Origin of the sequence: Mycobacterium sp. D16Q13, from assembly GCF_002013375.1 — a bacterium.
GTDB lineage: Bacteria > Actinomycetota > Actinomycetes > Mycobacteriales > Mycobacteriaceae > Mycobacterium.
On record NZ_MAEW01000015.1, the window covers coordinates 41,079 to 67,015 of the forward strand.

Annotated in this window: 24 protein-coding genes; 4 read left to right on the forward strand and 20 right to left on the reverse strand. The window is 65.7% G+C overall.

From position 1 onward, the window contains the following. Positions 1–3 precede the first annotated feature (3 nt). From B4400_RS16940 to pafA, 7 genes are all read right to left on the reverse strand, one after another. Positions 4–714, reverse strand: coding sequence for a DUF4333 domain-containing protein (locus B4400_RS16940; RefSeq protein WP_078311709.1), 711 nt, complete (start codon positions 712–714; stop codon positions 4–6). 90 nt (positions 715–804) lie between these two features. Beyond that, positions 805–3,558, reverse strand: coding sequence for a DEAD/DEAH box helicase (locus tag B4400_RS16945; RefSeq protein WP_078311710.1), 2,754 nt, complete (start codon positions 3,556–3,558; stop codon positions 805–807). Continuing rightward, positions 3,555–4,427: a twin-arginine translocase subunit TatC gene (gene tatC / locus B4400_RS16950; protein WP_078311711.1), complete on the reverse strand. Its 873-nt coding sequence runs from the start codon at positions 4,425–4,427 to the stop codon at positions 3,555–3,557. Before tatC ends, B4400_RS16945 begins: the two co-directional genes overlap by 4 nt. Before the next feature lie 112 nt (positions 4,428–4,539). Further along, positions 4,540–4,806, reverse strand: coding sequence for a Sec-independent protein translocase subunit TatA (gene tatA, locus B4400_RS16955; RefSeq protein WP_170915043.1), 267 nt, complete (start codon positions 4,804–4,806; stop codon positions 4,540–4,542). A gap of 59 nt (positions 4,807–4,865) precedes the next feature. Further along, entirely contained in the window at positions 4,866–5,846 is a 981-nt protein-coding gene (locus tag B4400_RS16960; RefSeq protein ID WP_078311713.1) for a helix-turn-helix transcriptional regulator, read from the reverse strand. Beyond that, positions 5,843–6,835, reverse strand: coding sequence for a helix-turn-helix transcriptional regulator (locus B4400_RS16965; RefSeq protein ID WP_078311714.1), 993 nt, complete (start codon positions 6,833–6,835; stop codon positions 5,843–5,845). The genes B4400_RS16960 and B4400_RS16965 overlap by 4 nt, the downstream gene beginning before the upstream one ends. Before the next feature lie 108 nt (positions 6,836–6,943). After that, positions 6,944–8,302 carry a Pup--protein ligase gene (pafA, locus tag B4400_RS16970; protein WP_109556025.1) on the reverse strand — a complete coding sequence of 453 codons (1,359 nt, stop codon included), beginning with the start codon at positions 8,300–8,302 and terminating at the stop codon, positions 6,944–6,946. 166 nt (positions 8,303–8,468) lie between these two features. Here pafA and B4400_RS16975 point away from each other — a divergent pair, with 166 nt between their 5' ends. From B4400_RS16975 to B4400_RS16985, 3 genes are all read left to right on the forward strand, one after another. Then, positions 8,469–9,713, forward strand: a complete 1,245-nt coding sequence (locus B4400_RS16975; RefSeq protein ID WP_078311716.1) for a glycosyltransferase — start codon at positions 8,469–8,471, stop codon at positions 9,711–9,713. A 27-nt stretch (positions 9,714–9,740) separates the two neighbouring features. Continuing rightward, positions 9,741–11,216: an amidase gene (locus tag B4400_RS16980; protein ID WP_078311717.1), complete on the forward strand. Its 1,476-nt coding sequence runs from the start codon at positions 9,741–9,743 to the stop codon at positions 11,214–11,216. A 143-nt stretch (positions 11,217–11,359) separates the two neighbouring features. Beyond that, positions 11,360–12,580, forward strand: a complete 1,221-nt coding sequence (locus tag B4400_RS16985; protein WP_078311718.1) for an ankyrin repeat domain-containing protein — start codon at positions 11,360–11,362, stop codon at positions 12,578–12,580. Here the strand turns inward: B4400_RS16985 and B4400_RS16990 are convergent. The 9 genes from B4400_RS16990 to dop form a co-directional block, all read right to left on the reverse strand. Then, positions 12,577–13,386 (reverse strand): ABC transporter ATP-binding protein, encoded by an 810-nt coding sequence (locus B4400_RS16990; protein WP_078311719.1) that lies wholly within the window; start codon positions 13,384–13,386, stop codon positions 12,577–12,579. The two genes, B4400_RS16985 and B4400_RS16990, sit on opposite strands and share 4 nt — an antisense overlap. Then, positions 13,370–14,398 carry a taurine ABC transporter substrate-binding protein gene (locus B4400_RS16995; protein WP_078311720.1) on the reverse strand — a complete coding sequence of 343 codons (1,029 nt, stop codon included), beginning with the start codon at positions 14,396–14,398 and terminating at the stop codon, positions 13,370–13,372. Before B4400_RS16995 ends, B4400_RS16990 begins: the two co-directional genes overlap by 17 nt. Next, positions 14,395–15,261 (reverse strand): ABC transporter permease, encoded by an 867-nt coding sequence (locus tag B4400_RS17000; RefSeq protein WP_078311721.1) that lies wholly within the window; start codon positions 15,259–15,261, stop codon positions 14,395–14,397. The genes B4400_RS16995 and B4400_RS17000 overlap by 4 nt, the downstream gene beginning before the upstream one ends. Before the next feature lie 125 nt (positions 15,262–15,386). Then, positions 15,387–16,574: a hypothetical protein gene (locus tag B4400_RS17005; protein ID WP_078311722.1), complete on the reverse strand. Its 1,188-nt coding sequence runs from the start codon at positions 16,572–16,574 to the stop codon at positions 15,387–15,389. Beyond that, entirely contained in the window at positions 16,571–16,930 is a 360-nt protein-coding gene (locus B4400_RS17010; protein ID WP_078311723.1) for a hypothetical protein, read from the reverse strand. Before B4400_RS17010 ends, B4400_RS17005 begins: the two co-directional genes overlap by 4 nt. Before the next feature lie 136 nt (positions 16,931–17,066). Beyond that, complete coding sequence (prcA, locus tag B4400_RS17015; RefSeq protein ID WP_078311724.1) at positions 17,067–17,870, reverse strand: proteasome subunit alpha; 804 nt, start codon at positions 17,868–17,870, stop codon at positions 17,067–17,069. Continuing rightward, positions 17,867–18,736, reverse strand: coding sequence for a proteasome subunit beta (gene prcB / locus B4400_RS17020; RefSeq protein WP_078311725.1), 870 nt, complete (start codon positions 18,734–18,736; stop codon positions 17,867–17,869). The genes prcA and prcB overlap by 4 nt, the downstream gene beginning before the upstream one ends. Then, positions 18,733–18,927, reverse strand: a complete 195-nt coding sequence (locus B4400_RS17025) for a ubiquitin-like protein Pup (protein WP_030095612.1) — start codon at positions 18,925–18,927, stop codon at positions 18,733–18,735. Before B4400_RS17025 ends, prcB begins: the two co-directional genes overlap by 4 nt. A 90-nt stretch (positions 18,928–19,017) precedes the next feature. Next, entirely contained in the window at positions 19,018–20,514 is a 1,497-nt protein-coding gene (dop, locus tag B4400_RS17030) for a depupylase/deamidase Dop (RefSeq protein ID WP_078292068.1), read from the reverse strand. Positions 20,515–20,606: 92 nt separating this feature from the next. Between dop and B4400_RS17035 the strand changes: the two genes are divergently transcribed. Continuing rightward, positions 20,607–21,431: a class I SAM-dependent methyltransferase gene (locus B4400_RS17035; protein ID WP_078311726.1), complete on the forward strand. Its 825-nt coding sequence runs from the start codon at positions 20,607–20,609 to the stop codon at positions 21,429–21,431. Between the two features lie 78 nt (positions 21,432–21,509). On the opposite strand, the gene B4400_RS17040 is transcribed toward B4400_RS17035, so the two are convergent. From B4400_RS17040 to B4400_RS17055, 4 genes are read right to left on the reverse strand one after another with little or no spacing between them, the layout of a single operon-like run. Then, the gene (locus B4400_RS17040) at positions 21,510–22,568 is read right to left on the reverse strand and encodes an aminotransferase class I/II-fold pyridoxal phosphate-dependent enzyme (RefSeq protein WP_078311727.1); all 1,059 of its coding nucleotides are present in this window, start codon (positions 22,566–22,568) and stop codon (positions 21,510–21,512) included. Further along, positions 22,547–23,560 carry a 3-oxoacyl-ACP synthase III family protein gene (locus B4400_RS17045; RefSeq protein ID WP_078311728.1) on the reverse strand — a complete coding sequence of 338 codons (1,014 nt, stop codon included), beginning with the start codon at positions 23,558–23,560 and terminating at the stop codon, positions 22,547–22,549. Before B4400_RS17045 ends, B4400_RS17040 begins: the two co-directional genes overlap by 22 nt. Next, positions 23,557–24,216, reverse strand: a complete 660-nt coding sequence (locus B4400_RS17050) for an SRPBCC family protein (RefSeq protein WP_170915044.1) — start codon at positions 24,214–24,216, stop codon at positions 23,557–23,559. The genes B4400_RS17045 and B4400_RS17050 overlap by 4 nt, the downstream gene beginning before the upstream one ends. Next, positions 24,203–25,936, reverse strand: coding sequence for a thiamine pyrophosphate-binding protein (locus B4400_RS17055; protein ID WP_502688409.1), 1,734 nt, complete (start codon positions 25,934–25,936; stop codon positions 24,203–24,205). Before B4400_RS17055 ends, B4400_RS17050 begins: the two co-directional genes overlap by 14 nt. Between the last annotated feature and the right edge of the window lies 1 nt (position 25,937).

The window sequence follows — 25,937 nt, forward strand, 5'->3', positions numbered from 1 at the left end:
TCTTTACTTGGGGCGGCCTACCTCGTAGGTGCCCTTGTCGTTCTGGAACGTCACGGTGACCTGACGCTTGGTGCCGTCAATGCTGACATCGCAGTTGAAGGTGGCACCCTTCTTCACCTCGGGGTTTTTGCCGTCATTGCACTTGACATCCTTGACGTTCTTGGCGCCGTATCCGTTGGTCTCGTCGGTGAGAACCTTGGTCACGCCCTCTTGCGCCTTGCCGACGTCCAGGGTCGTGGTCATGGCCCAGCCGGGAGCCAGGAAGGCGGTAACCAGTACCACGATCAGGATCACCGCGGCCGCGACAATGCCGCCGATGATCGCGATGGTCTTGGTGGAACGCTGCGGCTTACCGGCACCGAACTGCGGGAACGGCTGTCCCTGCTGCTGCCCGTACTGGCCCGGGTATCCACCCTGTTGTCCGTACTGTCCCGGCTGGCCGTAGGCGCCAGGCTGTCCGAACTGACTCGGCTCGCCGAATCCCTGCTGACCGGGCTGCTGGCCGAACTGGCTAGGATCCCCAAATCCACCACCCGGGAAACCCGGCTGCTGGTACTGCGGATACTGCTGTCCCTGACCGTAGGCCGGCTGCTGCCAACCCTGCTCGCCCTGCCCTGCCGGATCTGAGGATTGCGGTGTCTGCCAGGGCTCTAGGCCTTGCCCAGGTTGCGGCGCCCACTGTCCGCCAGGTTCCGTTCCCTGTGGACCGCTCATCGTTCCTCCCGTGTCGCGACATTGTTACTTACCGGTGTTGGTTACCGATGTGAAAGCGTGCTGACGCTCCACCTTAGCGTTTGCTCGACCTTATGTGCCATCAACGGCGACGACGCCACGCCGCACGTCGGCGACCGCGGCCCGTGCCACCGAGCGCACCTCGGCGTCGGGCGCGGCCTTGTTGATCTGGTCGAGCAGATCAACCACTTGCCGGCACCACCGCACGAAATCACCTGCCGGCAGTGCGGTACCCGTATCGCCGGCGGCCTCCAGCGACGCCGCCAGATCCCCGGTCGTCGCCCACCGGTACACCGCCGCGACGAAGCCCTCGTCGACCTCGCGAGTGGGCGAAAGCTGATGCTGCTGTTCATCGCGGCGCAGCCGGGCCAGTGCCCGGTGGGTCTCGGCAAGTGCCGCCCGCAGCGCAGCCGTGGGCGCCTCGCCCGTCGCCGACACCGCGTCACCCCGCGACTCGTACAGCACGGCGGATGCCACGGCGGCCAGCTCCGCGGGTTTGAGCCCTGCCCACAGCCCGCGCCGCAGACATTCGGCCACCAGCAGGTCGCTTTCGCTGTAGATACGGGCCAGCAGCATGCCGTCGTCGGTGACCTTCATCCCGAGCTCGGCGCTGTCCTCGACGTACCCGCGTTCGGTGAGCAGCGCCAGGATCCGGTCAAAAGTGCGCGCGAGTGAATTGGTCGCGGCCGACACCTTCTTCTGCAGTTGGGCGTTATCGCGTTCGATGCGCAGATAGCGCTCTGCTGTACGCGCCAGCTCCTCGCGGTTGGGGGCGCGATGCACCGGGTGCTGCCGGATCTCATGACGTAACCGTTCGACCTCGACTCCAAGATCCGAGCCGTCGGCGTCGGTACCGTTCTTGCGGCCCTTCACCGGTTGCGGCCTGCGGACGCGGCCCTCGTCGAGTGCTGAGCGCAGCGCCGACGCCACATCACGCCGCACCTTGGGCTGACGATGCTCGACGCGCTTGGGCAGTGCGATGGATCCGAGCGGTTCAGCGCCTGCCGTGTAATCCGCCGACGAAATCCGCCCGGCCCAACGGTGTTCGGTCAAGACCAACGGCCGGGGGTCATCGTTGTCGTTGGCCGGCTCCAGCACCACGGCCACACCGTTGCGACGGCCATGGGGAATCGCGATGACATCACCCCGCTTGAGCGCGGCCAGGGCATCATTGGCCGCGCCACGACGTTCGAGCCGCGACGCGCGTGCGGCGGCGCGCTCACGCTCGGCGAGGTTGCCACGTAACCGGACGTACTGCAGAACCGAACCATCATGTCCGTCAAGCTCATTGGCGATCTCGTCGAGCATCTTCTGACCACGTTCGATGCCGCGCACCAATCCCACCACCGAGCGGTCTGCCTGGAACTGCGCGAAGGATCGCTCCAGCAGTTCGCGTGCCGGACCCGGGCCCATGCGGTGCACCAAATTGATCGTCATGTTGTACGACGGCGCAAAGGAGCTGCGCAGCGGGAAGGTGCGGGTGGACGCCAGTCCCGCGATCTCGCTGGGCTCCACCTCGGGTGTCCACAACACGACGGCGTGTCCCTCGACGTCGATGCCGCGCCGGCCCGCACGCCCGGTCAGCTGGGTGTACTCGCCGGGAGTCAACGCCGCGTGCTGCTCTCCGTTGAACTTGACCAACCGCTCCAGCACGACCGTGCGCGCGGGCATGTTGATGCCCAATGCCAGTGTCTCGGTGGCGAACACCGCCTTCACCAGCCCCTTGGTGAACAGCTCCTCGACGGTGTGCCGGAACACGGGCAGCATGCCCGCATGGTGAGCGGCGATACCGCGCAGCAGCCCCTCCCGCCACTGCCAGTACCCGAGCACGTCCAGGTCGCCCTCGGGCAGCCCCTCGGTGCGGCGATCGATGACGGAGACGATCTCCCGCCGCTCCTCCTCGGTGGTCAAGCGCAACCGGGACCGAAGGCATTGCGCCACAGCGCCATCGCAGCCGGCGCGCGAGAAGATGAACGTAATCGCGGGAAGCAGCCCATCCTCATCGAGCCGGGTGATGACTTCGGGTCGCGACGGCGGACGATAGAGGGTGGGCGGCCTCCCCGAACGCTGGTTCGGCCCGCCCTGGTGCGGCCGCCGGTGTGGGCGGTCGAAGTCCGCGAAGCGATCCGCCTGGCGCCGTTGGGCTATGTAGCGCGTGAGCTCCGGATCGACGTCGGTTTTCTTACCGTCGTAATCGAACAGGTCGAACAGCCGCCGCCCGACTATGACGTGCTGCCACAGTGGAACCGGCCGGGTCTCGTCGACCACCACAGCGGTATCTCCGCGGACCGTCTTGATCCAGCCGCCGAATTCCTCGGCGTTGCTCACCGTGGCCGACAGACTGGCCAAAGCGACATCCTCGGGCAGGTGCAGGATCACCTCTTCCCAGACCGCACCGCGGAACCGGTCGGCCAGGAAGTGCACCTCATCCATCACGACATACGAAAGACCATGCAGCGCTGGGGAATCTGCGTACAGCATGTTGCGCAGCACCTCGGTAGTCATCACCACCACCGGGGCATCGGAGTTGATCGACGAGTCTCCGGTGAGCAAGCCGACCTTCTCCGGCCCGTACACCGAGACCAGGTCGTTGTACTTCTGGTTGCTCAGCGCCTTGATCGGGGTGGTGTAGAAGCACTTGCGCCCGGCAGCCAGGGCCAGGTGTACCGCGAATTCTCCGACGATGGTCTTACCCGCGCCGGTGGGCGCGCAGACCAGCACGCCGTGTCCGTTCTCCAGCGCGGTACACGCGCGGACCTGGAACGGATCGAGAGCGAAACTCAGCCCTTGGGAGAACGCACTCAGTTCGGTTCCGATGCTGGTCACTTGCCCATGTTGTCAAACCGCTCGGGGGGACCGATCGGTTCGGGCGCGGCAATGGCCTCGGGCGCGTCCAGCGCGGAGGCCTCGTCATCGCTGAGTTCCTGCGCGGCCTCCCGCCTGGCCTTGCGCCTGTCGTGCACCCGGGCCACCTGAATGGAGAACTCCAGCAGCAGGGTCAGCGCGAGCCCCAGTGCCGTCATCGAGAACGGGTCGGATCCCGGCGTCGCGAAGGCCGCGAAGACGAACAGGCCGAAGATGATGCCGCGGCGCCAATTCTTGAGCTTGGCGTAGGAGATGATTCCGACAAAGTTCAGCATGACGAGCAGCAGCGGGAACTCGAAGCTGACACCGAACACCAGCAACAGGTTGATCAGGAAGCTGAAGTACTCGTCACCCTTGAGCCCGGTGACCTGAACATCGCTGCCCACCGTCAAGAGGAAGTGCAGGGCCTTGGCCAGCACCAGGTAGGCCAACAGCGCGCCGGCGATGAACAGCACTGCCGCCGCGGCGACGAAGATGAACGCGAACTTGCGTTCGTTGCGGTACAGGCCAGGAGTGATGAACCGCCAGATCTGGTACAGCCACACCGGGCAGGCCAGCACCACGCCGGCCGTCAGGCCCACCTTGAGGCGCAGCATGAACTGCTCGAAGGGGGCGGTGGCCAACAGCCGGCAAGCCCCGTCCGCGCTGAGATTGGCGCGAGCGCTCGCAGGAAGCGAGCAGTACGGCTCACGCAGCCATTCACCGAGGCTCTCGATGCCAAACATTGTGTGCTCGTACCAGAGGAAACCGATGATGGTGGTCAGCAGGACCGCCGCCACCGAGATCAGCAGGCGGGTGCGCAGCTCCTGCAGATGCTCGATGAGCGACATGGTGCCATCGGGATTTTTGGGTTGCCTGGATTTTCGCCGCAGCCCAAGAGCACCCAGGACCTTATTCATGAACGCATGACCTATCCGGCCGGCCTATCGCGGCGGAACGCGGCTAGGCAGTGGGCTTGTGACCGGGAGTCGATTCGATCGGGGGTGCTTCCGCCGCGGTAGCCGGAGGCACTTGCTGCTGCTCCACGGCTTGTGGGGTGTCGGACGCCTTCGCAGAATTTCCCTCGTTTTGCAGTTCTTTGACTTCGGACTTGAAGATCCGCAGCGACTTACCCAGCGAACGCGCGAGATCCGGCAGCTTCTTGGCTCCGAAGAGCAGCGCGAACACCACAATTACGATCACCCAGTGCATGGGTTGCAGACCGCCCAACGTGGTCACCTCCTCTGGCGTCGTGTCTGCCCTGAATGCTACCCCAGGGCTGGTTGCGGTCAGCTGGCCTGATACGCCGCCAGCGCCACCGCCGCATCAGCGCGTACCCGCCGCGCCAACGACTCCGGTGCCAGCACCCGGATCGCCGATCCGAACCCGAGGATCAGCCGCGCCATCCAGTCCTCGGAGGCGTAGGTCATGGCGGCCTCCACCGATCCGTCGGCATGCTGGGCACCGGTGGGCCGCATCGGGAAGTAATCGAAAACCCAGGACGCACTCGGGCCGACCAGCACCGTGGCCGCGGGAAGCGCCGGATCCGCCTCGAACAGACCGGTGTCGGTGGCCGTCTGGACCGCGGGAGCGGGGGGCGCCGCGCGCTGGTCGAGGACCTCGGCCTGTTCGATCCTGTCGAACCGGAACAACCGCACACCCTCCGATGCGCGACACCACGCCTCCAGGTAGCTGTGGTCCCCCACCACTGCGATCCGAATGGGATCGACTATCCGCTCCGACAACGCGTCTCGCGATGCCGAGTAGTACTCGATGCGCAGCGCCTTGCGGTGACGCACGGCTGAACGCACCGCGGAGACCGCCTCGGACTCCACGGGAGTCCCCGGTAAACCAACCGACTCGGTGTTTGATTCTCTTCGCCCCAGCGACTCGTCCCCGGCCCCGGCCGCATCCTCGATCTTGGCGATAGCACTGCGCGCGGCCTCCGGGTCGACGGTGCCGGGCATGTCCAGCAGGGCGCGCAGGGCGACCAGCAGTGCCGTGGCCTCCGGCGAGGTGAGGCGCAGTGGACGGTCGATACCGGCCGAGAACGTGACCTCGATGCTCTCCTCGGAGAAGGAGAGATCGATCAGATCGCCGGGACCGTAACCGGGCAGGCCACACATCCACAGCTGGTTCAGATCGGCCATCAGCTGTTTGGTCGTGACGCCCAGGTCCGCGGCGGCATCGGCGGCGCTGATGCCCGGATTCGCCTGGAAGTACGGAACCATGTTCAGAAGCCGGGTCAGGCGATTCGACAGCTCGGTCATGCCGTGACTCCTGCGTGCTCCTGAAGACGAGTGATGACCTCATCGCGCACCTGTGCCGGCTCCAACGCGACCGCATCGGCGCCGTGCGAGGCGATCGAGCGAACCAGGCGGTCGGGTGAGGCCACCTCGATCTCGACCACATCCCCGTCGCGCTCTCCGCGCCGCTGTGGTTCGACGACAGCACCCATCCGGCGCAGCTCCTGGGCGCGTCCTTCGGCGATCCACACTCGCGCGGTGATCCGCACCGGGCCGTCGCCGACAGCCCTGGCCACGATGGCGCGCAGGTCCACCCCTTCGGGGCGCCGTACCGTTCCCGGTTTCTCGAGCATCGTGACGTCCTCCCCGATGCGGGAGAGCCGGAAAGTGCGGGTGGCGTCCCGGTCCCGGTCATGTCCGACGAGGTACCAGCGCCCGCGATCGGTGATCACGCCCCAGGGCTCGACGGTGCGCGTGACATATGGCTCGGCGCGCGAGGGCCGGTGACCGAATTGCACAGCCTGACCGGAGTCGATGGCGGACAGCAGGATCCGTAGCACCGATTCCGATCCACGGCCGCCGGGCATGGCTGTAGGTGCCAATACCGAAACGTTCTCGCCGGCAAGGTCGACGTCCACCCCCGCCGCGCGCAGCTTCATCAGCGCGCCCTGCGCGGCGGTGACCAACTCGGGTGACTGCCACAGCTGGGTGGCAACCGCGACGGCCGCGGACTCGTCCGCGGTGAGGGTGATATCGGGCAGCTCGTAGGCGTCGCGGCGGATGCGATACCCCTCGGTGGCGTCGAAGGACGACACCTTCCCCGTCTCCAGCGGGATGCCCAGATCGCGCAGCTCGTTCTTATCGCGCTCGAACATGCGGCTGAAGGCCTCGTCGCTCGGCGAATCCGAGTAACCCGCCACCGACGTACGGATGCGTTCGGCGGTGACATAGGTACGGGTGGACAGCAGGCAGATCACCAGGTTCATCAACCGCTCGACTTTGGAGATCGCCACGGCGGAAAGCTTAGAGGACTATGGCGTGTTTCCTGCCAGCACTTTAGGGGGTGTTGCGAAAGTTTGTTCGACGGTCGACGGAAGCATCACGATCGCAGCGGAATCCCGCTACATGCTGGCGATGAGCCGTTCCACCCGCTCGTCGACGGACCGGAACGGGTCCTTGCACAACACCGTGCGCTGCGCCTGGTCGTTGAGCTTGAGGTGCACCCAGTCGACGGTGAAATCGCGGCCGGCCTCCTGAGCGGCGGTGATGAAATCGCCGCGGAGCTTGGCCCGGGTGGTCTGCGGCGGCTGATCGACGGCTGCCTTGATCTCCTCGTCAGTGGTGACCCGGGCGGCCAACCCCTTGCGCTGCAACAGGTCGAACACACCCCGTCCGCGCTTGATGTCGTGATAGGCCAGGTCCAGCTGGGCAATCTTCGGATCGGACAGCTCCATGTTGTAGCGGTCCTGATAGCGCTGGAACAGTTTGCGCTTGATCACCCAGTCGATCTCGGTGTCGACCTTCGAGAAGTCCTGGGCCTCAACAGCATCCAGCGTACGGCCCCAGAGCTCCACGACCTGCTCCACCTGCGCGTTCGGCTCGCGGGTATTCAGATGCTCGACGGCGCGGGCGTGGTACTCGCGCTGGATGTCCAGGGCACTGGCCTGACGCCCCCCGGCGAGCCGGACGGGGCGGCGGCCCGTGAGGTCATGGCTGACCTCACGGATGGCTCGGATCGGGTTATCCAGCGAGAAGTCCCGGAAGGCGACGCCACTTTCGATCATCTCCAGCACCAGCGCGGCGGTGCCGACCTTGAGCATGGTGGTCGACTCAGACATGTTGGAGTCGCCGACGATGACGTGCAGGCGCCGGTACTTCTCGGCGTCCGCGTGTGGCTCATCGCGCGTGTTGATGATGGGACGACTGCGAGTGGTCGCCGAGGAGACGCCTTCCCAAATGTGTTCAGCACGTTGCGACAAGCAGAAGGTCGCCGCCTTGGGGGTTTGCAGTATCTTGCCGGCGCCACAGATCAGCTGGCGGGTCACCAGGAACGGCAGCAACACATCGGAAATCCGGGAGAACTCCCCCGCCCGCACGATGAGGTAGTTCTCATGGCAGCCGTAGGAGTTACCGGCCGAGTCGGTGTTGTTCTTGAACAGGTAGATGTCGCCGCCGATGCCCTCATCAGACAGGCGCTGCTCGGCGTCGATGAGCAGGTCCTCCAGAACGCGTTCGCCGGCACGGTCGTGGGTGACCAGCTGCACCAGGCTGTCGCATTCGGCGGTGGCGTATTCGGGGTGGCTGCCCACATCGAGGTAGAGCCGTGCGCCATTGCGCAGGAACACGTTGGAACTGCGCCCCCAGGACACCACGCGACGGAATAGATAGCGGGCAACCTCGTCCGGGCTCAGCCGCCGGTGGCCGTGAAAAGTGCACGTGACGCCGAACTCGGTCTCGATCCCCATAATTCGACGCTGCACAGCATCGAGCGTACTGGGTGAGGCCATCGGTGGCGGGGAGGCTGGCCTTTCTCAGGGCCTTCTGTCTGGGTATCTCAGCAGCACGACCGGCGATCCGATACGGTTCGGTTCGGGTTGGGCCCGGTTTCCGCACGCCGTACTGGCACACAACGACAAGGTTTCGACGATGCATATTGCGCTGTTCACCGATCTTCATCCCGAGAGCCTGGGCGGGGCGCAGATCTCGGTGGCCCGGCAGCGTCACGGTCTGGAGCGGCTGGGGCACAAGGTGACGGTGTTCACCGCACCCCTGGCCCACACCGTCGACCCCGACCCGAACGTCGTCGAGGTCAAGCCCGTGCCGTTCGTGGCGGAGGCGATGCGCAAGCTCGGCAAGCACGACGACTTCACCTTCGTATGGCCGGGAACCGCGAACAGGGAGCTGATCGACCGGGAGCTTCGCGCCCGCGGACCCATCGACATCATCCACAGCCAGGGCGACCTGGGTGTGTGCATCGCCGGTGTGGAAGCCGCCCGCCGCAACGGCATCCCGGTGGTGCAGACCAAGCACACCCGCTACGACGTCTACTTCGAGAAGGCCAGCCCCAACCCGCTGCTGCTGGCGTGGATCTTCAGCCAGATGCAGGAGCGCCACCTGCCCAGGGATTTCCACCTGACGACGGTGCCGGAGTCCGCCGCATCGCGGCGGGCATGGCAGCTGATGATGGCTCAGGCGCAGGCCGTGGACCACGAGATCACCCCGACGACGCACTTCGCCCAGGCCCTCACCGACCGCGGTCTGCGTCGGCCCATCTCGGTGGTCTCGAACGGTGTCGACGACGAGCTGGTGGACATCGCCCGGGAGGCCGCCGACGACAAGCCGACCGACGATGAGCCGCTGCGGCTGATCTGGTGCGGACGCCTCTCCCCGGAGAAGCGGGTGCTGGAGGCCGTGAAGGCCGCCACCCAGGTCAAGAACTGCGTCATGGACATCTACGGCGACGGTCACCTCGAACATGCCATCAAGAAGTACGTCGACTCGCACGGAGCCTCCAACCGGATCCGGTTGCGCGGGCGGGTCAGCCAGGACAGCTGCCTGGCGGCGATGGGAGCCAGCAGCGCCCTGTTGTTCACGTCCTACGGTTTCGACACTCAGGGACTGGTTCTGCTGGAAGCAATTTCGATGTCGACGCCCGTAATTTTCTGCGACGAGATCCTCGGCGAATCGGTGCCCGACGGCGGTGGCCTGGTGACGAAGAACGAGTCCGTCGAGGCGATCGCCGCGGCCATCCGCTCGCTGGCCGATGACCGCGGCAAACTGCGACAGATGACCGAAGTTGTCGCCGCGCACCAGGACGAGCCACGTCAGTCGCTGCAGACCGAGAAGATCGTCGCCATCTATAACGATGTGCTGAAGAAGGCCAACGCCTGATCCTCTGAAGCCGCATAGGCTGGCCGGGTGGATTTCTCCGAATACCGCCAACACGACGCCACCGGCCTCGCGGAGCTGGTCGCCACCAAGCAGGTCAGTCCTGCCGAGCTACTCGCCGCCGCGCGCGCCCGGTCGGCAGCGGTCAACCCTGACATCGGTGCCATCGTCCGAACCATCCCCGAGGCCGACGCGCAGGTCGCCGGTGAGCTGACCGGACCGTTCGCCGGAGTGCCCTTTCTCATCAAGGACCTTGGCCAGGACTACAAGGGCCACCCGACCTCCGGGGGGTGCCGGGCGTTGTCCACCCGCCCCGCCCCGGAACACTCCACCATCGTGCAGCGCTGGCTCGACGCCGGTCTTGTCATCTTCGGTAAGACCAATACCCCCGAATTCGGGTCGAAGGGCATCACCGAGCCGGAACTCTTTGGGCCAAGCCGTAATCCGTGGGATCTGAGCCGCACCCCGGGTGGATCCTCGGGTGGTTCTGCCGCTGCCGTGGCCGCGGGAATCGTGCCGGTGGCCGGTGCCAGTGATGGGGGCGGGTCGATCCGCATCCCCGCGGGATGCTGTGGCCTGGTGGGTCTCAAGCCCGGTCGCGGTATCACTCCGATGGGTCCGGGGGCCGGTGAGCCCATGCACGGTGCGGCGGTCAGCGGCACGGTCTCGCGCACCGTCCGCGATACCGCCGCCATGCTCGACATCATCTCCGGCCCCGAGCCCACATCGCCGTATCTTCCGGCGATGCCCGAGGATTCGTATGCCTCGCAAGTGGGCCGGGATCCCGGCAAGCTGCGGATCGGGGTGCGCATCCCCACCGTCATCACCCCGAATCCCGATCCCGCCGCGGTGGCCGCCGTCGAGGCCGCGGTGCGCCTCCTGACTCACCTGGGCCATGAGGTCGAAGAGGTGAGCGCCCCCTACGACGACGGGCAGCTCGCCCGCGACTTCCTGCTGACCTGGTTTGTGCACGCCGCCTACGAGGTGGACGACACCAAGAAGCTGACCGGGGCGGGCGACGAGGGGTTCGAGCGCGACACCCTGCTCATCGCCGCTCTGGGCCGCGCCACCAGCGGCCCCGATTACGTTGCGGCCGTGGAACGCCGACACAACTACGTGCGGGAACTGGCGACCTTCTTCGGCGACTACGACCTGCTGCTCACACCCACACTCGCCAAGACTCCGCCGCGGATCGGCGAGTTCAATCTCCCGGCGCCGCTGGCGGCGGTATCCGACCTACTGCTGCGCACCAAGACTGCCCGCGTGCTCAAGTACGCGAACATCGTCGACAGCATGATCAACGACAATCTCGGCTGGGTCCCGTACACCCAGTTGGCGAATCTCACTGGGCGCCCGGCGATTTCCTTGCCGTTGTATCAGACCCCGAAGGGCCTGCCGCTCGGCGTGCAGTTTGTCGCGCCATTGGGCGGTGAATCGCTGCTCATCCGGCTGGCCGCTCAGCTCGAGGCAACCGAGCCGTGGGCACACCGTCGCCCCGCGCTCTAGCGCGGTAATGTGGGTGCCGGGCGTGCAGGAGCGCCCGGTGTCCGCCCGAAGAGGCTCAGCCTCCCTGCCGTCTTTGACGTGGTTTAGCCGACCTCTTCTCACACCTGGTCTCGCGGACATCGGGTTCACGAGAGGAGGCCGTCATGGCCAGCACCCTTCCCACCAATCCCTCACTCGATCGCATCCGCGATGACGCGCGCGAACTTCAGCGCGCGGTGCGCACCGCGGATCCCGAAGCGATCGGCATGGTGCGTCAGCACCACCCACGTTCCGATATCGCCTTGGCGGGTGACCGATTCGCGCTGCACGATGCCCAGTTGACGGTCGCCCGCCGTTACGGTTTTACCGGCTGGCCCGCGCTCGTGCACTATGTGGAGCTTGCCGCCGGGCTCAGCACCGATCCGAGCGCGGTCGATGAACCGGACCTCTCCGCGGCCGACCGGTTCTGCGCCCTGGCCTCGTTGCGGTACGACGAGGACGACGAACCGCCGCGCTGGCAGGCAGCGGCCGATCTGGTGGCTGCCGATCCCGCACTGGTGGATCGGCATGTGTGGGCTGCCGCGTCCGCCGCGGATCCGGTCGCGCTCGCACGTCATCTGGCGGCGCAACCGGCACTGGCGACCACGAGCGGCGGTCCGTACGGCTGGTCCCCGCTGATGTACCTGTGCTACGGACGGGCACCGCTGGGCCGCACTGTGGCCGACACGCTGGCGGCCGCGCACCTTCTTCTCGACGGCGGCGCCGACCCGAATTCGGGGTATCTGTGGCGCGGACTATCCACCCCGTTCACCGCCTTGACGGGCGTGTTCGGCGAGGGTGAGCAGGGGCCCGGTCGTCAGCCCCGCCACCCCTTCGCCGAGGCACTGGCCACCGTGCTGCTGCGGCGGGGTGCACATCCGGTGGACCAGCAGACCCTTTACAACCGGATGTTCCGTCCCGACGACTCGCATCTGGAGCTGCTGTTCTCCCACGGGTTGGCCGATGCCGGCACGAGCCCATGGGAGCGTCGACTGGGCGAGGCGATGGAGACCCGCGAGCAGATGTGGCGGCGGCAGGTCGACTGGGCCGCCCAGCACGGGTTCACCGATCGCCTGGAGCTGCTCGTCCGGCACGGAATCGATACCGCGGGCGCCACTCTCGTGACGGCCTCCTTCCCCACCGACGTCAATGCCCGCGACAACGAAGGTGCGACACCGCTGCACCAGGCGGCCTGGGCCGGTGATCTGGTGCTGATCCGCCGGCTTCTGGAGGCCGGGGCTGATCGCGCGGTGACCGATACCCGCTTCGGGTCAACACCACTGCAATGGGCAGAGCACGCGTACCAGACTGAGGCCGCAGCATTGCTGCGCGAGCACACGGGCTAAGCGGCCGCGGCTTTCACGGCCTTGCCCACCTCGGTGCGCAGTTCGGCGTACTCGGGAGACCGGCGTAGATCATCCGGGTCGATGCCGGTTCTGGGCAGGTTCACCGGGATATCCAGGGCCACTTGGCCAGGACGGCGGGTCAGCACCACGATGCGCGATCCGAGGAACGCGGCCTCGTCGGCACTGTGTGTGACGAACACCGTCGTGCGGCCCGACTCGGCACTGACCTGACGAACATCCTCTTGGAGGCGTTCCCGGGTGAGGGCGTCAAGCGCCGCGAAGGGCTCGTCGAGCAGAAACAGCGGAGTCTCCGCGGCGAGCGCACGAGCGATGGCCACCCGCTGCTGCTGGCCGCCGCTGATCTCCCAGATACGCCGCCCCGCAGTACCTTCCAGCCCAACGCGGGCAAGCAGCTGGTCCCGACGTTGCGCCCATCGCTCCCGGGGCACCTTTGCGTACTTCAGGGCGAGCTCGACATTTCCCCCGACCGTGCGCCAGGGAAACAAACGCGGCTGCTGGAACACGACCCCTGAGGTGATGCCGGGTGTGGGTGCGTCGCCGGCCACCTGCACGGCACCTTCGCTGGGCGACTCGAATCCGGCCAAGAGCCGCAGCAGGGTGCTCTTACCGCACCCTGAAGCCCCGACCAGCACGAGAAAAGTCCCCGGATCGACGGTCAGGTCCACCGGGCCCAGCGCTGTCGTCCGGGCCGCACCACTGCCGTACCGGTGGGTGACACCGCTGATCCGGATGGATCCGGTGCTCCGTTCCTCGGCAGCGGCTTCCACATCATCGACTAATGACACCGGGCAGACCCTTCGTGTAGACAGCATTCTCGAACGTCGAAAGCGGCGCCGCAGTGGGGATCTGCTTTTGCTCGGCCAGGAACTGCGACGCGCTCTGCAGATCCACGGCGATATGGCCCGGCTTTCCGTCCTCACCAAGCCATTTCGGTGAGACAATCTCGCCGGGAGTGAGGTAGATCCCCTGTTTGAGCTGGCCGGCCACCTCCTGCGGAGTGAGCCCGTTCTCCGCCGCGATCGCCTTGGCGGCGGTGCTCGGGTCGTCGTGGATGAGTCTCAGCGCCCTCGCCTGCTGCTGGCGCCAGACATCGACAACCTCCGGGTGTGCGTCGGAGAACGCGTTGGCCACGGCGGCGAGGTCCAGGGTGGGCTTGCTCCCCTGGGCCAACTGCCGGCTGGTAATCAGGTCTCTGCCGTTTTTGCGCACCTGGTCCACCGTGGGCAGCCAGGTGTAGACGGCATCCACATCGCCGCGATCGAAGGCGGCCAGCGCGGCCTGTGGCTGCAGGTCCACCAGCTGAACATCCTTGGCCGACAGTCCGTTCTGCGCCAACGCGGCCAACAGGCTGTAATGCGCGGTGGAGGCGAAGGGCGTACCCACCCGCTTGCCCTTGAGACCGGCGATCGTCGTGACACCGCTGCGATTGCTGGCCACCAGCGCCTCGTTGTCCCCCGCGACATCGAGGACGAACGCCACGCGGTACGGGATGTTCAACGGGGCCGACAACCCGCGCGCGAATGGACTCGAACCCAGGGATCCGAAGTCCAGTTCCCTGGCGATGAACGCGGTGTTGACATCGGCACCCGAGTCGAATCGTGTCCACTTGATGTTGTATTCGGGCAAAGCCGTTTCCAGCCAACGATTTTGCTTGACGACAAGGTCACCGCTGGGGAAGTTCTGATAGCCGATCCGGATGGTCGGCTTGCCATCCTGCAGGCCGGAGTGGTCGATGGCGCACCCGGACAGCACCCCGAACGCCACCAGCAGTGCCGCCGCGATTGCGCCCGGTCTCATACCTTTCCCCTCCACGGCACCGCACGGCGCTCCACTGCGCGCAATGCCGCGTCGATCACCAGTCCCGAAATGCCGATCGAGAAGATTCCGACGAGCACCACCGGGGTGTTGTTGTAGTTACTCGCGTCTTTCACCAGGCCGCCGATGCCGGGTATGCCGTTGAACAATTCGGCGGCGACCACCGAGGAATAGGCCATACCCACCGCCAGGCGCACCCCGGTGAATGTCTCGGGCAGCGCCGAGGGGATGACGACGTCGCGGACTACCTGCCAGCGGGTGGCGCCCAGGGCGCGGGCGGCCTCCACCAGCCCTACCGGTGCCGCGACCACGGCGGCCGTGGTGGCGACCGCGGCGGGCGGTAGCGCCGCCAACGCCAGCAGCGTGATCTTGGGGGCCTCGTCGATACCCAGCCAGATGACCAACAGGAAGAAGTAGGCCAGCGGAGGCAGCGTGCGCAGGAAGGTCAGCCAGGGTTCCAGGACACTGCGCACCCAGCCGACCGATCCCATGACCAGGCCCAGCAGCACGCCGCCGGTGACACCGATGAGCACACCGAAAAGCAAGCGGCGCAGCGTCATATACAGGTGCTCGGCCAGTAGATAGCCGCCGTACCCATGGACGCCGTCGTGGTTGGTGGAGACCTCGATGAATGCGTTCCAGACGGTGCTCGGATACGGCACAAAGGTCTGGTTCCAGATACCGCTTGCCGCTGCTAGCTGCCAGATGCCGACGAAGGCGACCACCGACAACAGCGGCAACGCGGCATTAGTGAGGCGACGGCGCCATTGCGACGGGCGTGCGGCGGCTTCCTTCGATGCGACGGGCGATTCTTCGGGAGGAACGATGTCAACGAATACAGACACTATGCAGACAGCTTTCTGTGGCTAGGCGCTACGGGACGGCGTCAGGCGACAGCAGCTATCAGCAGAGGGTGTCGAAGGCACCCGGTATTGATACCGGCGCAAACCCAACCCCTCAAGGGTCCGACTCAGCGCGAACGAAACCCACGCCGACCGGGCGGCCCGAAATCGTCGTCGGCGATATCGCCCTCCCATAACCCGATGACCGGGGCGGAACCCTTGGGCAACTCCCCCAGCAGCTCTCGAGTGTTGTCGCTGTTGACGAGATACCTCGGGCTGTAGTGCTCGTTCTCGTCACCGCGCCGCTGGTTTGCGTGCGCCGGATAGGCACCCATCATCGGCATCATCGCGCCCCACCCCCGTGTCGCCGCCCCCGCGCCGATACCACCACCACTGGCCACCGTGGGTCCCGCACCGATCGCCGGCATCCGGTCGGGAGCAAGTGGCTGCCGGCTCGTCGGTGTCGCCGATTCGAACCCAGCACTGCGGGTTGGGTTCTCACGCCAGAGTGGATCGCGCATCCAGTTCTGGCCCGCATAGACATCGTCCTCACCAAACTCGTCCGTCTCCGATCCGGAGGACGTGCCCACCCCGAAGTCTCTGCCCCGGAATGGATTACCCGGTGTTCCCGCCACCGTGAGAGGCAGCTGCAGCGGCATACCGCTGTGGGCCGGGGGCACCGCCGACTGCGGGTTCAACTCCGCGCCCCACCGCGCCAGGAATTCCCCGGCCCGCTCGGCCTGCTCATCCGCCGGCCGGTCGGGCACCGCATCCGCGTCGGTGCCGGACCCGAACCGGAGTCGTTCCCGAGGGCCGATCAGCTTGGCAACCGCATTACCGGCCTGCACCGCCGGGCCGCTGTACATGGTGCGCACCTGGGCCAACGCCTGCTCCCACCGGTCGAGGTTCTCGGCGACCGGCGTTGCCCACCCGAGGTCCACACCCATCCGTCCGGCCGGGGCATTGGCGGGCGGGGACGCGATCTTCTGTTGCAGTTCACTCGTCGCCCCTGCCAGCACCTCCAGGCCAGCGGACAGCGTGAACGCACGCCGGAGCGCAACACCCGAGTTTTCGACGTACGCCCGCATGGTGCCCAGTGCTGCCTGCGCCCCGGGGCCATCCCAACTCTCGTCGATCATTGCGGTCACATCCTCCAGAAAGGTTGCGAACAGCGAATCAAGCTCCCCCAGAGCGCTTTTCCATTCGTCGGCGATGCGCCTGATACCCGCGGGCGCCATCCGCGCCTGCATGTCCATGATTGATTCGTGGCTCCACTTGTCGCCATGCCATTCATCGGGCCGTACGGTGCCGCTCATCGCGCCGACGTCCGGGAGCGCTCAGCGGAGCACCTGTCAGTTTCCAGGTAGGCATCACCGATGCGCCGGAAGGTCTCGGCGAACTCGGTGAGCGCCGTTCGGTGCTGCTCGAGGACGGCGGCCAGAGATCCCGTCGGCGCCCGGACCGTGTCATGGACGACCCGGCCCCACCCTCGGCCTTCTTCACAGTCGCCGAAGATGGCATGGCTGACCGGCGCGAACGTGTCGAGGCGCGCGATCACCCCCGCAAATGAGCTCCGCAGCAGCTCACAGCGGGTGGCTAGCGCCTCACAGGTACCGTCGGCGAGCCGCAGCGTCGAGAGATCGATGTACGTGTCCTGATCGTTGACGGACATTGCTACTCCTACCTGGTGCAATACGGGTTCGATACCAGGTAGGACCGCCGACATACGCGTGCGGTTTCATCGATTTCAGGCTGTGGATAACTTTCGGGACGAGGGGTTAGCCCCTCGCGGGCCGACAGCGCGCGAGCTAACTGTCCTTGGAGTCTTTCGAGTCTTTGGTCTCCTTGGAGTCACCGGACTCGGGTGCGGGATCTCCCCCACCCTCGGTTTGCCCTGGTGAGAAGTCCTCGGGCAGAAGCGCTTCCAAGGCCGCGCCCTTGATTCGCCGGAACGCACGCCGTGGACGGCTCTGCTCCAGCACCGCGACCTCCAGGCCACCCAGCACCCGGCCCTCCGCGGAGCCATTGGCCGCACCGGCCCCGGCCTGCAGTGCCTTCACCGCGAAGCCCACCGCGTCCTTGAGCGTGGCCCGCTCGGCGTAGCTCTCCTTGAGCGAGTTGATCACCGGCTCGGTGTTCCCACCCATGACAACCCAGTGCGGCTCATCGGCGATCGACCCGTCGTAGGTAATCCGGTACAGCACCGGCTCGGTGTCCCGGCCATGGTGGGCCACCTCGCCGACACACAGCTCCACCTCGTACGGCTTGGCCTGCTCGTTGAAGATGGTGCCGAGCGCCTCGGCATAGATGTTGGCCAGCTGACGTCCACTCACGTCCCGGCGGTCGTAGGCATAGCCGCGCATATCGGCCCACTGAATACCACCGCGGCGCAACCGGTCGAACTCATTGAACTTTCCGACTGCCGCGAAACCCACCCGGTCGTACACCTCGCTGACCTTCTGCAACGAGTTGGACGGGTTCTCGGCGACGAATAACACTCCGTCGGCGTAGGTGAGCGCCACTACCGATCGACCGCGGCTGATTCCCTTGCGCGCCAGCTCTGAACGGTCGCGCATGAGCTGCTCGACCGACGCATAGTACGGAAAGGTCATGACTTACCTCCCGATTCACGCAATTCTGACTCGGCACGTGCCGCTTCTGTCCGCTTCTCGATGACCTCGCGCGCGATGCGTTCGATGTCCGCCTCGGGCACCCGGACCGCTCCCCCGGAATCGATCCGAACGGCCGTCGGGAACACCCGGCGCACCAGATCCGGCCCGCCCGTTGCCGAATCGTCTTCGGCCGCATCGTAAAGCGACTCCACGGCCACCGCCAGGGCACCGAGCGCGTCGCCGCCGGGCTTGTACAGCTTCTTGATCGAGGACTTGGCGAACATCGAGCCCGACCCCACCGCCTGGTAGCCGTCGCTCTCCACGTGCCAGCCACCGGCCACATCGAAAGACACAATGCGCCCAGCGGTTTCACCGTTCGGGTCGTCGATGTCGTAGCCCACCAACAGGGGCACCGCCACCAGACCCTGCATGGCCGCCGCGAGATTGCCGCGCACCAGTGCCGAGAGCCTATTGGCCTTACCGTTAAAGGTCAGCGGCACACCTTCGAGCTTTTCGTAATGCTCCAGCTCGACGGCGTACAACCGCGCGAATTCGACGGCGATGGCAGCGGTTCCAGCGATGCCGGTCGCGGAGTAGTTGTCGGTGATCTGCACCTTGTCGATATCGCGGTTGGCGATGTAGTTGCCCTGAGTGGCGCGCCGGTCACCGGCGATCAGCACACCGCCGCGGTAGGTGAGCGCCACGATGGTGGTGCCGTGCGGCAGGTTCGCGATCACGTCGCTTGTCGCCCTTCCGACCGCCGGGAGTAACTCCGGGGCCTGAATCCTCAGGTACTCGGAGAACGACGAAAGGTGCGAGTGTCGGGTGAACTGCTGGGGCGCGATCGAGTCATCGCGCCAGATCACTGGCCACCCTTTTGGACGTACGCCCGCACGAAGTCTTCGGCGTTCTCTTCCAGCACGTCATCGATCTCATCGAGCAGATCGTCGGTGTCCTCCGCCAGCTTTTCGCGGCGCTCCTGCCCGGCCGGTCCTCCCAGGTCGGTGACATCGTCCTCGTCACCGCCACCACCGCGCTTGGTCTGCTCCTGCGCCATCGCTGCCTCCTGACTGCTAGGTCGGTTCTGTTCAGCCTACCGGGCAGGGCCGACGGCGTGACGTTTCGCTGGCGTGCGTCGCCGATCGCGTTACGTGGTGAGCTGATCGACCAGTTCAGCCGCCGAATCGACCGAGTCCAGCAGCGAGCCCACGTGGCTCTTGCTGCCGCGCAGCGGCTCCAGCGTTGGAATCCTGACAAGCGAATCCCCGCCCAGGTCAAAGATCACCGAGTCCCAGCTGGCGGCGGCGATATCGGCGCCGAAGCGGCGCAGGCACTCGCCGCGGAAGTAGGCACGCGTATCCGACGGAGGACGAGTCACCGCGTCGAGCACCTGCTGCTCGGTGACCATCCGCTGCATGGATCCGCGGGCGACCAACCGGTTGTAGAGCCCCTTGTCGAGGCGTACGTCCGAGTACTGAAGATCGACCAGGTGCAGGCGCGGTGCCGACCAGCTCAGGTTCTCGCGCTGCCGGAAACCCTCCAGCAGTCGCAGCTTGGCGGGCCAATCCAGCAAGTCGGCGCATTCCATGGGATCGCGCTCCAATAAATCGAGCACCTTGGCCCACACCTGCAGCACATGGTCGGCCTGCGGATCAGGGTCGCGGGACGCGACCAGCTCGGCTACCCGCTCCAGGTAGATGCGCTGCAGCGCAAGCGCTGTCAGCTCTCGGCCGTCCGCCAGCGCCACAGTGGCCCGCAGCGACGGATCGCGACTGATCACATGCACCGCGTACACCGGCCGGGCCAGGGCCAGATCCGACAGGTCAGCCCCGGATTCGATCAGGTCGAGCACCAGGGAGGTGGTACCCACCTTGAGGAATGTCGAGGTCTCGGCCAGGTTGGCGTCCCCGATGATGACGTGCAGCCGCCGATATTTGTCGGCGTCGGCATGTGGCTCGTCGCGTGTGTTGATGATGCCCCGCTTGAGGGTGGTTTCCAGGCCGACCTCGACCTCGATGTAGTCGGCCCGCTGCGACAACTGGAAGCCGGAGTCGTCACCGGAGGGCCCGATGCCCACGCGACCAGAACCTGTCACAACCTGGCGGGACACGAAGAACGGGGTGAGGCCCGTGATGATCGCCGAGAACGGCGTCTGCCGGTCCATCAGGTAGTTCTCGTGGGTGCCGTAGGAGGCGCCCTTGCCGTCAATGTTGTTCTTGTAGAGCTGCAGCCGGGCCGCGCCGGGCACGCTGGCAACGTGTCGCGCGGCGGCCTCCATCACGCGCTCACCGGCCTTGTCCCAGATGACGGCGTCCAACGGATTGGTGCATTCCGGCGCCGAATACTCCGGGTGCGCATGATCGACGTACAGGCGAGCACCGTTGGTGAGGATCATGTTGGCCGCCCCGACCTCGTCGGCGTCCACGATGGGGGCCGGGCCGGTGGTGCGCCCCAGATCGAAGCCGCGGGCGTCACGCAGCGGCGACTCCACCTCATAGTCCCAGCGCGTGCGCTTGGCCCGCTGGATCCCCGACGCCGCGGCGTAGGCCAGCACCGCCTGCGTAGAGGTGAGGATCGGGTTGGCGGCAGGGTCCGTGGGTGACGAAATGCCGTATTCAACCTCAGTACCGATGATCCGTTGCATGACGTTCAGCCTAGAGAGGTGAGGCTGAACACCACGCCGGGGACTGTTCAGACTCCTCTGCGTGCCACCGAATCGGCATTAGCGTCGGCCTCATGAGCCACCCCGAGAAGATTCATGTCGATCTCACTGGAGCACCGCAGACGATGCTGGCGACGTTCTATGCCAAGGCGCTGGATGCCGATCTGCCCGAGCCGATCCTCGGCGACCGGCTGGCCCGCGATATCGCCAACCGCATCGACTACGACTGGTCCAAGACGACCATCACCGCGGGCAGGTCCCCCGCCGTGACGACTCGCTCCGCGCACTTCGACAGCTGGGCCCGGGCCTTTCTGTCCAGACACGCCGAGGCCGTCGTGCTACACCTGGGGTGCGGTCTCGACGGTCGCTTCTTCCGGCTGAACCCTGGCCCGGGAATCGAGTGGTACGACGTCGACTATCCCGATGTGGCGTCACTGCGCAGCCAGCTCTACCCCGCGCACGACAACTACCATGTCGTTTCCGCATCGGTGACCGATCCGGCGTGGCTCGCACATATTCGGGGCGACCGCCCGGTCCTGGCGATCGGCGAAGGGCTGACGATGTACCTGACGGAGGCCGACGGCATCGCCTTGTTTCGCCGCATCGTTGATCACTTTCCCTATGGGGAACTGCAATTCGATGCGTTCAACAAGTTCGGCATCAAGACACAGTGGTCGAATGCGGTGGTCCGACGTTCCGGGGCGACGCTGCATTGGGGCATCGACCGCCCCGCGGACCTCCTTGGCGCGATACCCCGGCTGCAACTACTCCGCTGGGAGTCACCGTTTGATTCGGAGGCCTTCCAGCGGACCAAAACCACGTATCGGCTTCTGGCGAAGGTGATGTCACTGTCTCCGACGTTGCGATACATGGCGCAGTATCACCGCTACGCGTTTTGAGAAGTGGGGGTTGGCCGCGGCGGTCCTTGCCGTTTCGGGGCCGGCAATCGGGGGGACGGATCGCCGCGGCCAACCAGTCTATGACGCTGGTCTACTCATCTGGGGCGCTGCGCCTTCGCCAATCTCGTCGACCTCCAGCAGCCGCCGCGCGACGATGGCCATCTCGCGCGGATCACCGACCGTGAGCCGAACACCGCCATCGGGATATTCCTTCGCGACAACGTCATCCGTTCCCAGGATCGACATCCAGGGCTCACCATCGCCACGCGCGGGCAGGTACACGAAGTTGGCATGGGAGTCCGGAATGTGCGCACCCATCTGCGCGAGCCGCTCCCGGAGCTGATCACGTTCGTAGACAATGGAATCGACCCGAAGCCGCAACTCATCCTCGGCCGCGTAGGACGCCGCGACCGCCACCGCGGCCGCACGGTTCATGCCGAACGGAAGCTGGTATCTACGAATGACACCACAGACCGCGGGAGCGGCCAGCCCGTAGCCGATGCGCAGCCCCGCCAACCCGTACGCCTTGGAGAATGTGCGCAGCACCACCAGGTTCGGGTGCGCCGCGATCAGCCTCGGAATGTCCAGATGCGCATCGGGATCCACGAATTCGATATAGGCCTCGTCGAGAATGACGACGCTGGTCGGCGGAGCCTGACGGACAAACTCATAGACCTGATCGGCAGGTATCAGCGTTCCGGTCGGGTTATGTGGCCGGCACAGCACCACGGCGGCGGCATCGGCATCATAGGCCGCTCCCAGCAGCTCATCCAGATCAGTCATCCCATTGTCCGCCAGCGGGATCGGCACCTGGATCAGTCCGGCGATATCGGCCAGTATCGGGTAACCGTCGAATGTCGGATGCGCGAAGACCAAGGAATCGCCCGGCTGACACAACGCCTGCAACACCTGCAGCGCAACCCCGGTGGCCCCGACACCCACCACCACTTCCTCCGGTGTCATACCGACACGTTCGGCGATCAATCTCGGGAGCACCACAGGCAGAAACTCCGGGTACCGATTCACCTCCGCAATGTCATGCCTGAGCGCATCGCGCACCGACGGCAGTGGACGATAGGGATTTTCGTTCAGCGCCAATCGGAGCGGACTGATCGTCACAGACCCCTCCCGCCCCACCGCACGGCCGCGGCCGCCGCGTAATCACCGGCGTGGGCGAACCCCGCCAGCATCACGGTGTCGCCGGCCTTGACCTGCCCATCGGAGATCGCCTGATCGAGCGTGTGCGGGATACCCACCCCGAACAGGTTGCCGCACTCGTCAAAGGTATCGGGGTGCTTCTCCCGGGGCAGCTGCAGGGCATCACGCCAGTTCCGCAGGAAGATCCGGTTTGGCTGGTTGGTCACCAGTGCATCGAGATCCGTTGACGGAACCCCGATTCGATCACAGACCGCCAGCGCCACCTCGGGCACCATCCGGTTGCCGCGGGCCAGCACCTTGCTGATCTTGTGCTCGGTGAACGCCACCCGCCCCTGCCCAGGGCCGGCCTCCCAGTACTTGCGATGCGGCGTGACCGCGTAGGTCATGTCTCCCGCGAACTCACCGAAGTTCCGCGTCTCGATACCCAAAACCGGCGAGCCCCCTTCCCGGGTGATCAGCGCCGCGGTGGCGCCGTCCCCCGGTATCGAGGCCTGTGCGGTGGAGCGCACTTGCTCTTGCACAAAGATCTGGCCCGCCGCGTTCTGCATGTTAACGATGAGCGCCGAGCGGGCGCTCGACGAGGCCATCATCTGTTGCACAAGCTTGAGCATCAGAACGAACGACACGCAGCCGCCGTTGTGCACGTCCAGAATCCACTCCGGGCGGATCTGCAGCCGGTTCGCCACCTCTCCACCGCATCCCACGAAGGGTAAGTCGGGCAACTGGGTATGCGTCAGCAGAATGTCCACCTCGTCCAACACACTGTCCCCGTGCCGGTCCTTGAGACCGGCGACCGCACGCTCGGCCATATCCACCGCGGATTCGTCGGCGGCGACGTGATGCCGATGAGCCGGGCTGCGGAACATGACGTTCTCAGCCAGGTCATCATCCTTGGCGTACTGGGCGAAATAGTCGGCGCTGACCCGGTTCTCGGGAAGATAGCTGGAGATATCGAAGATGCTGACGGTCATTTCATCCACTCCGGAACGATCGGCAGCCCATGGCTGTGGCGGTATTCGGCGATGGCCTTGAGATTCAGCAGCTCCAACAGATGGCCCGCGCCGAACATGTCCCAGAAGTCCCCTACCCACGGCTTACGTTGTGGAGGAGCGGTTTCCGGATACGGATTCTCGTCGTAGAACGGGTGGTGGCAGTTGGTCCACAGCACGACGGAGCCCGGCTTGTTGAGCACCACCTGCGCGTCGACCACCCGCATGAGGTAGATCATCCACAGGTGATCGCCCTGATCCCAGGCACAGTGATAATCAACGGTTCCGGATTCGGCGTTCGACTCGGTGCGGGTATAGATCAGCGTGTCCGAACCCAAGCGGTCATGCGCGACCCACAGCCCGGCTTCATCGGTTTCCTCGAAACCGCGCAGGCTGTAGGTCCACTCCTCCAGGCAACGGGTATCGGAGAGGTATCGATGCAATTCGTCCGGCGGGCAGTCCACATACTCCTGGACGGTGCAAAACGGTCCGAACACCTGATCATGCGGATACACCGATCGCATCATGTCCATGATGATCGGTGTCGCCTTCTCGCGCGGCGAGGTCTCGATGCGGTGCACCCCGGGCAGCGCATCCTCGGTGCCGGCATCGGCGGCGATATCGCTAAGCGCGGGCAAGGCTTTCAGGCCAGGCTTGGATGTTTCGGTAATCGTGTCGGTCATGTGTTTTCTCCTTAGCGATTTCGGATGACAGGAACGGAGCAAACGGGGGTATCTCGTCGGTAGAGCAGATGACCTCCACCACGGAAGGACCGCTGTGAGCCATCGCCGCATTCATGGCGGCCTCGAGATCGGCCACCGTATCGGCCGAACGGCACATCAGGCCGGGGAACATTGCCGCCAGCCCGGCCCCGATGTGCGAGGGCGAGAACCGGTTGAAGCTGTATTGCCCTCCGTAATACAGCTGTTCGCGGGTGACACACATGGCGTGCGCGTTGTTGTTGACGATGACGAAGGTCACCGGCAATCGATGTTCGATTGCCGTGTGAATCTCCATGCCGTGCATGAAGAATGCACCGTCGCCCGCGACCACCACGGTGCGGCCGCCCCGCGCGAAGGCGCAGCCGATGCCTGCGCCGAAGGCATACCCCATGCCTCCCATCCCGAGGGCGACGACGTAACGCCCCTGGTGCCGGGCGCCCAGATAGTGCACCGCGGCAGCTCCGGTGTTGCCGGCGTCGATGAAGATATCCGCCTCCGCGGGAATCACCCGGTCCAGAACATGCATGCCATCGTGGTACCTGACACCTTCGCCGTCATGTGCGGGCGGTTCGAGATGAGCTGGCGCGTAGATCGTTTCACTGTCCGGGCAGTGGGCGCGCGCCGGTAGGGCCGCGGCGAGCTGGGCCAGCGTCGATGCCAGATCCTCGGTGTGCAGGTGCCGCGATGCGATGTGCGGTGTCGCCGAACCGACCGAGAGCACCGGTGTTGTCGAGAAGTCGACGCCCCCACGAGTCATCACGGGCATGGTGGTCCCGACGCACACACACGTCACACCGTGGTGCATGATCCTTTCCACCGCTGGGTGTCCCATGACCCCGATGACACCCAGCAGTCGCGGATCCTCGCCGTCTACAGCATCTTTGGCGTCGGGAGATACCGCGACAAAGGCGTCGAGACGATCGATGAGATCAGACAGCTCGTCACGGGCATTGTGCCGCGCCACCTCCGGGCCGGCCACCACCAAGATCCGGCCGGGTGTATCGGCCAGATGCTCGGCGAAATCGGCAAGCTGGGCCGGCACCGCCCCGGGCCGAGCATGCGGCTCCCGCATCTGCGGCAGCGACCTCAGGCGCGCCTGCTGAACATCTTTAGGTATCAAGAGCACCGCGGGCAGGCCGTCCCGGACCGCCGCCAGGGCATGGCTAAGCGCCTCGGCGATGTCTTCCGGGTGCTCCACGCGGGCGCAGTAGCCGGAGATGGGACGGAAAACCGCCTCCAGGTCCATGCTTCCGGCACGCCCACTCCCGTCCTGAAACGCGCCGTTACCTTCCAACGGGCGGGGCGGCTGACCCACGATCGCCAGGACGGGAACCCTGCTTGCATATGATTCAGCAAGCGCGGGAACAAGATTGACAGCACCACCGCCCGACGTGGCGGCCACTACGCTCATCCTCGACGTGGCGCGCGCGTAGCCGTCGGCCATCGTGCCCGCCGAGAACTCGTGCTTGGCGACGACGGCTTCGATACCGGGTGTGTAGTGCACGGCATCGTAGAGATCCTCGATGTTGGCGCCGTCGACTCCGAAGAGGTAGTCGACATCGTGGTGACGCAGCTCCAGCGCGAGCCAGTCAACCACTCGTATGTTCCCGTTCCCGGCACATATCGGCGTGGTCATG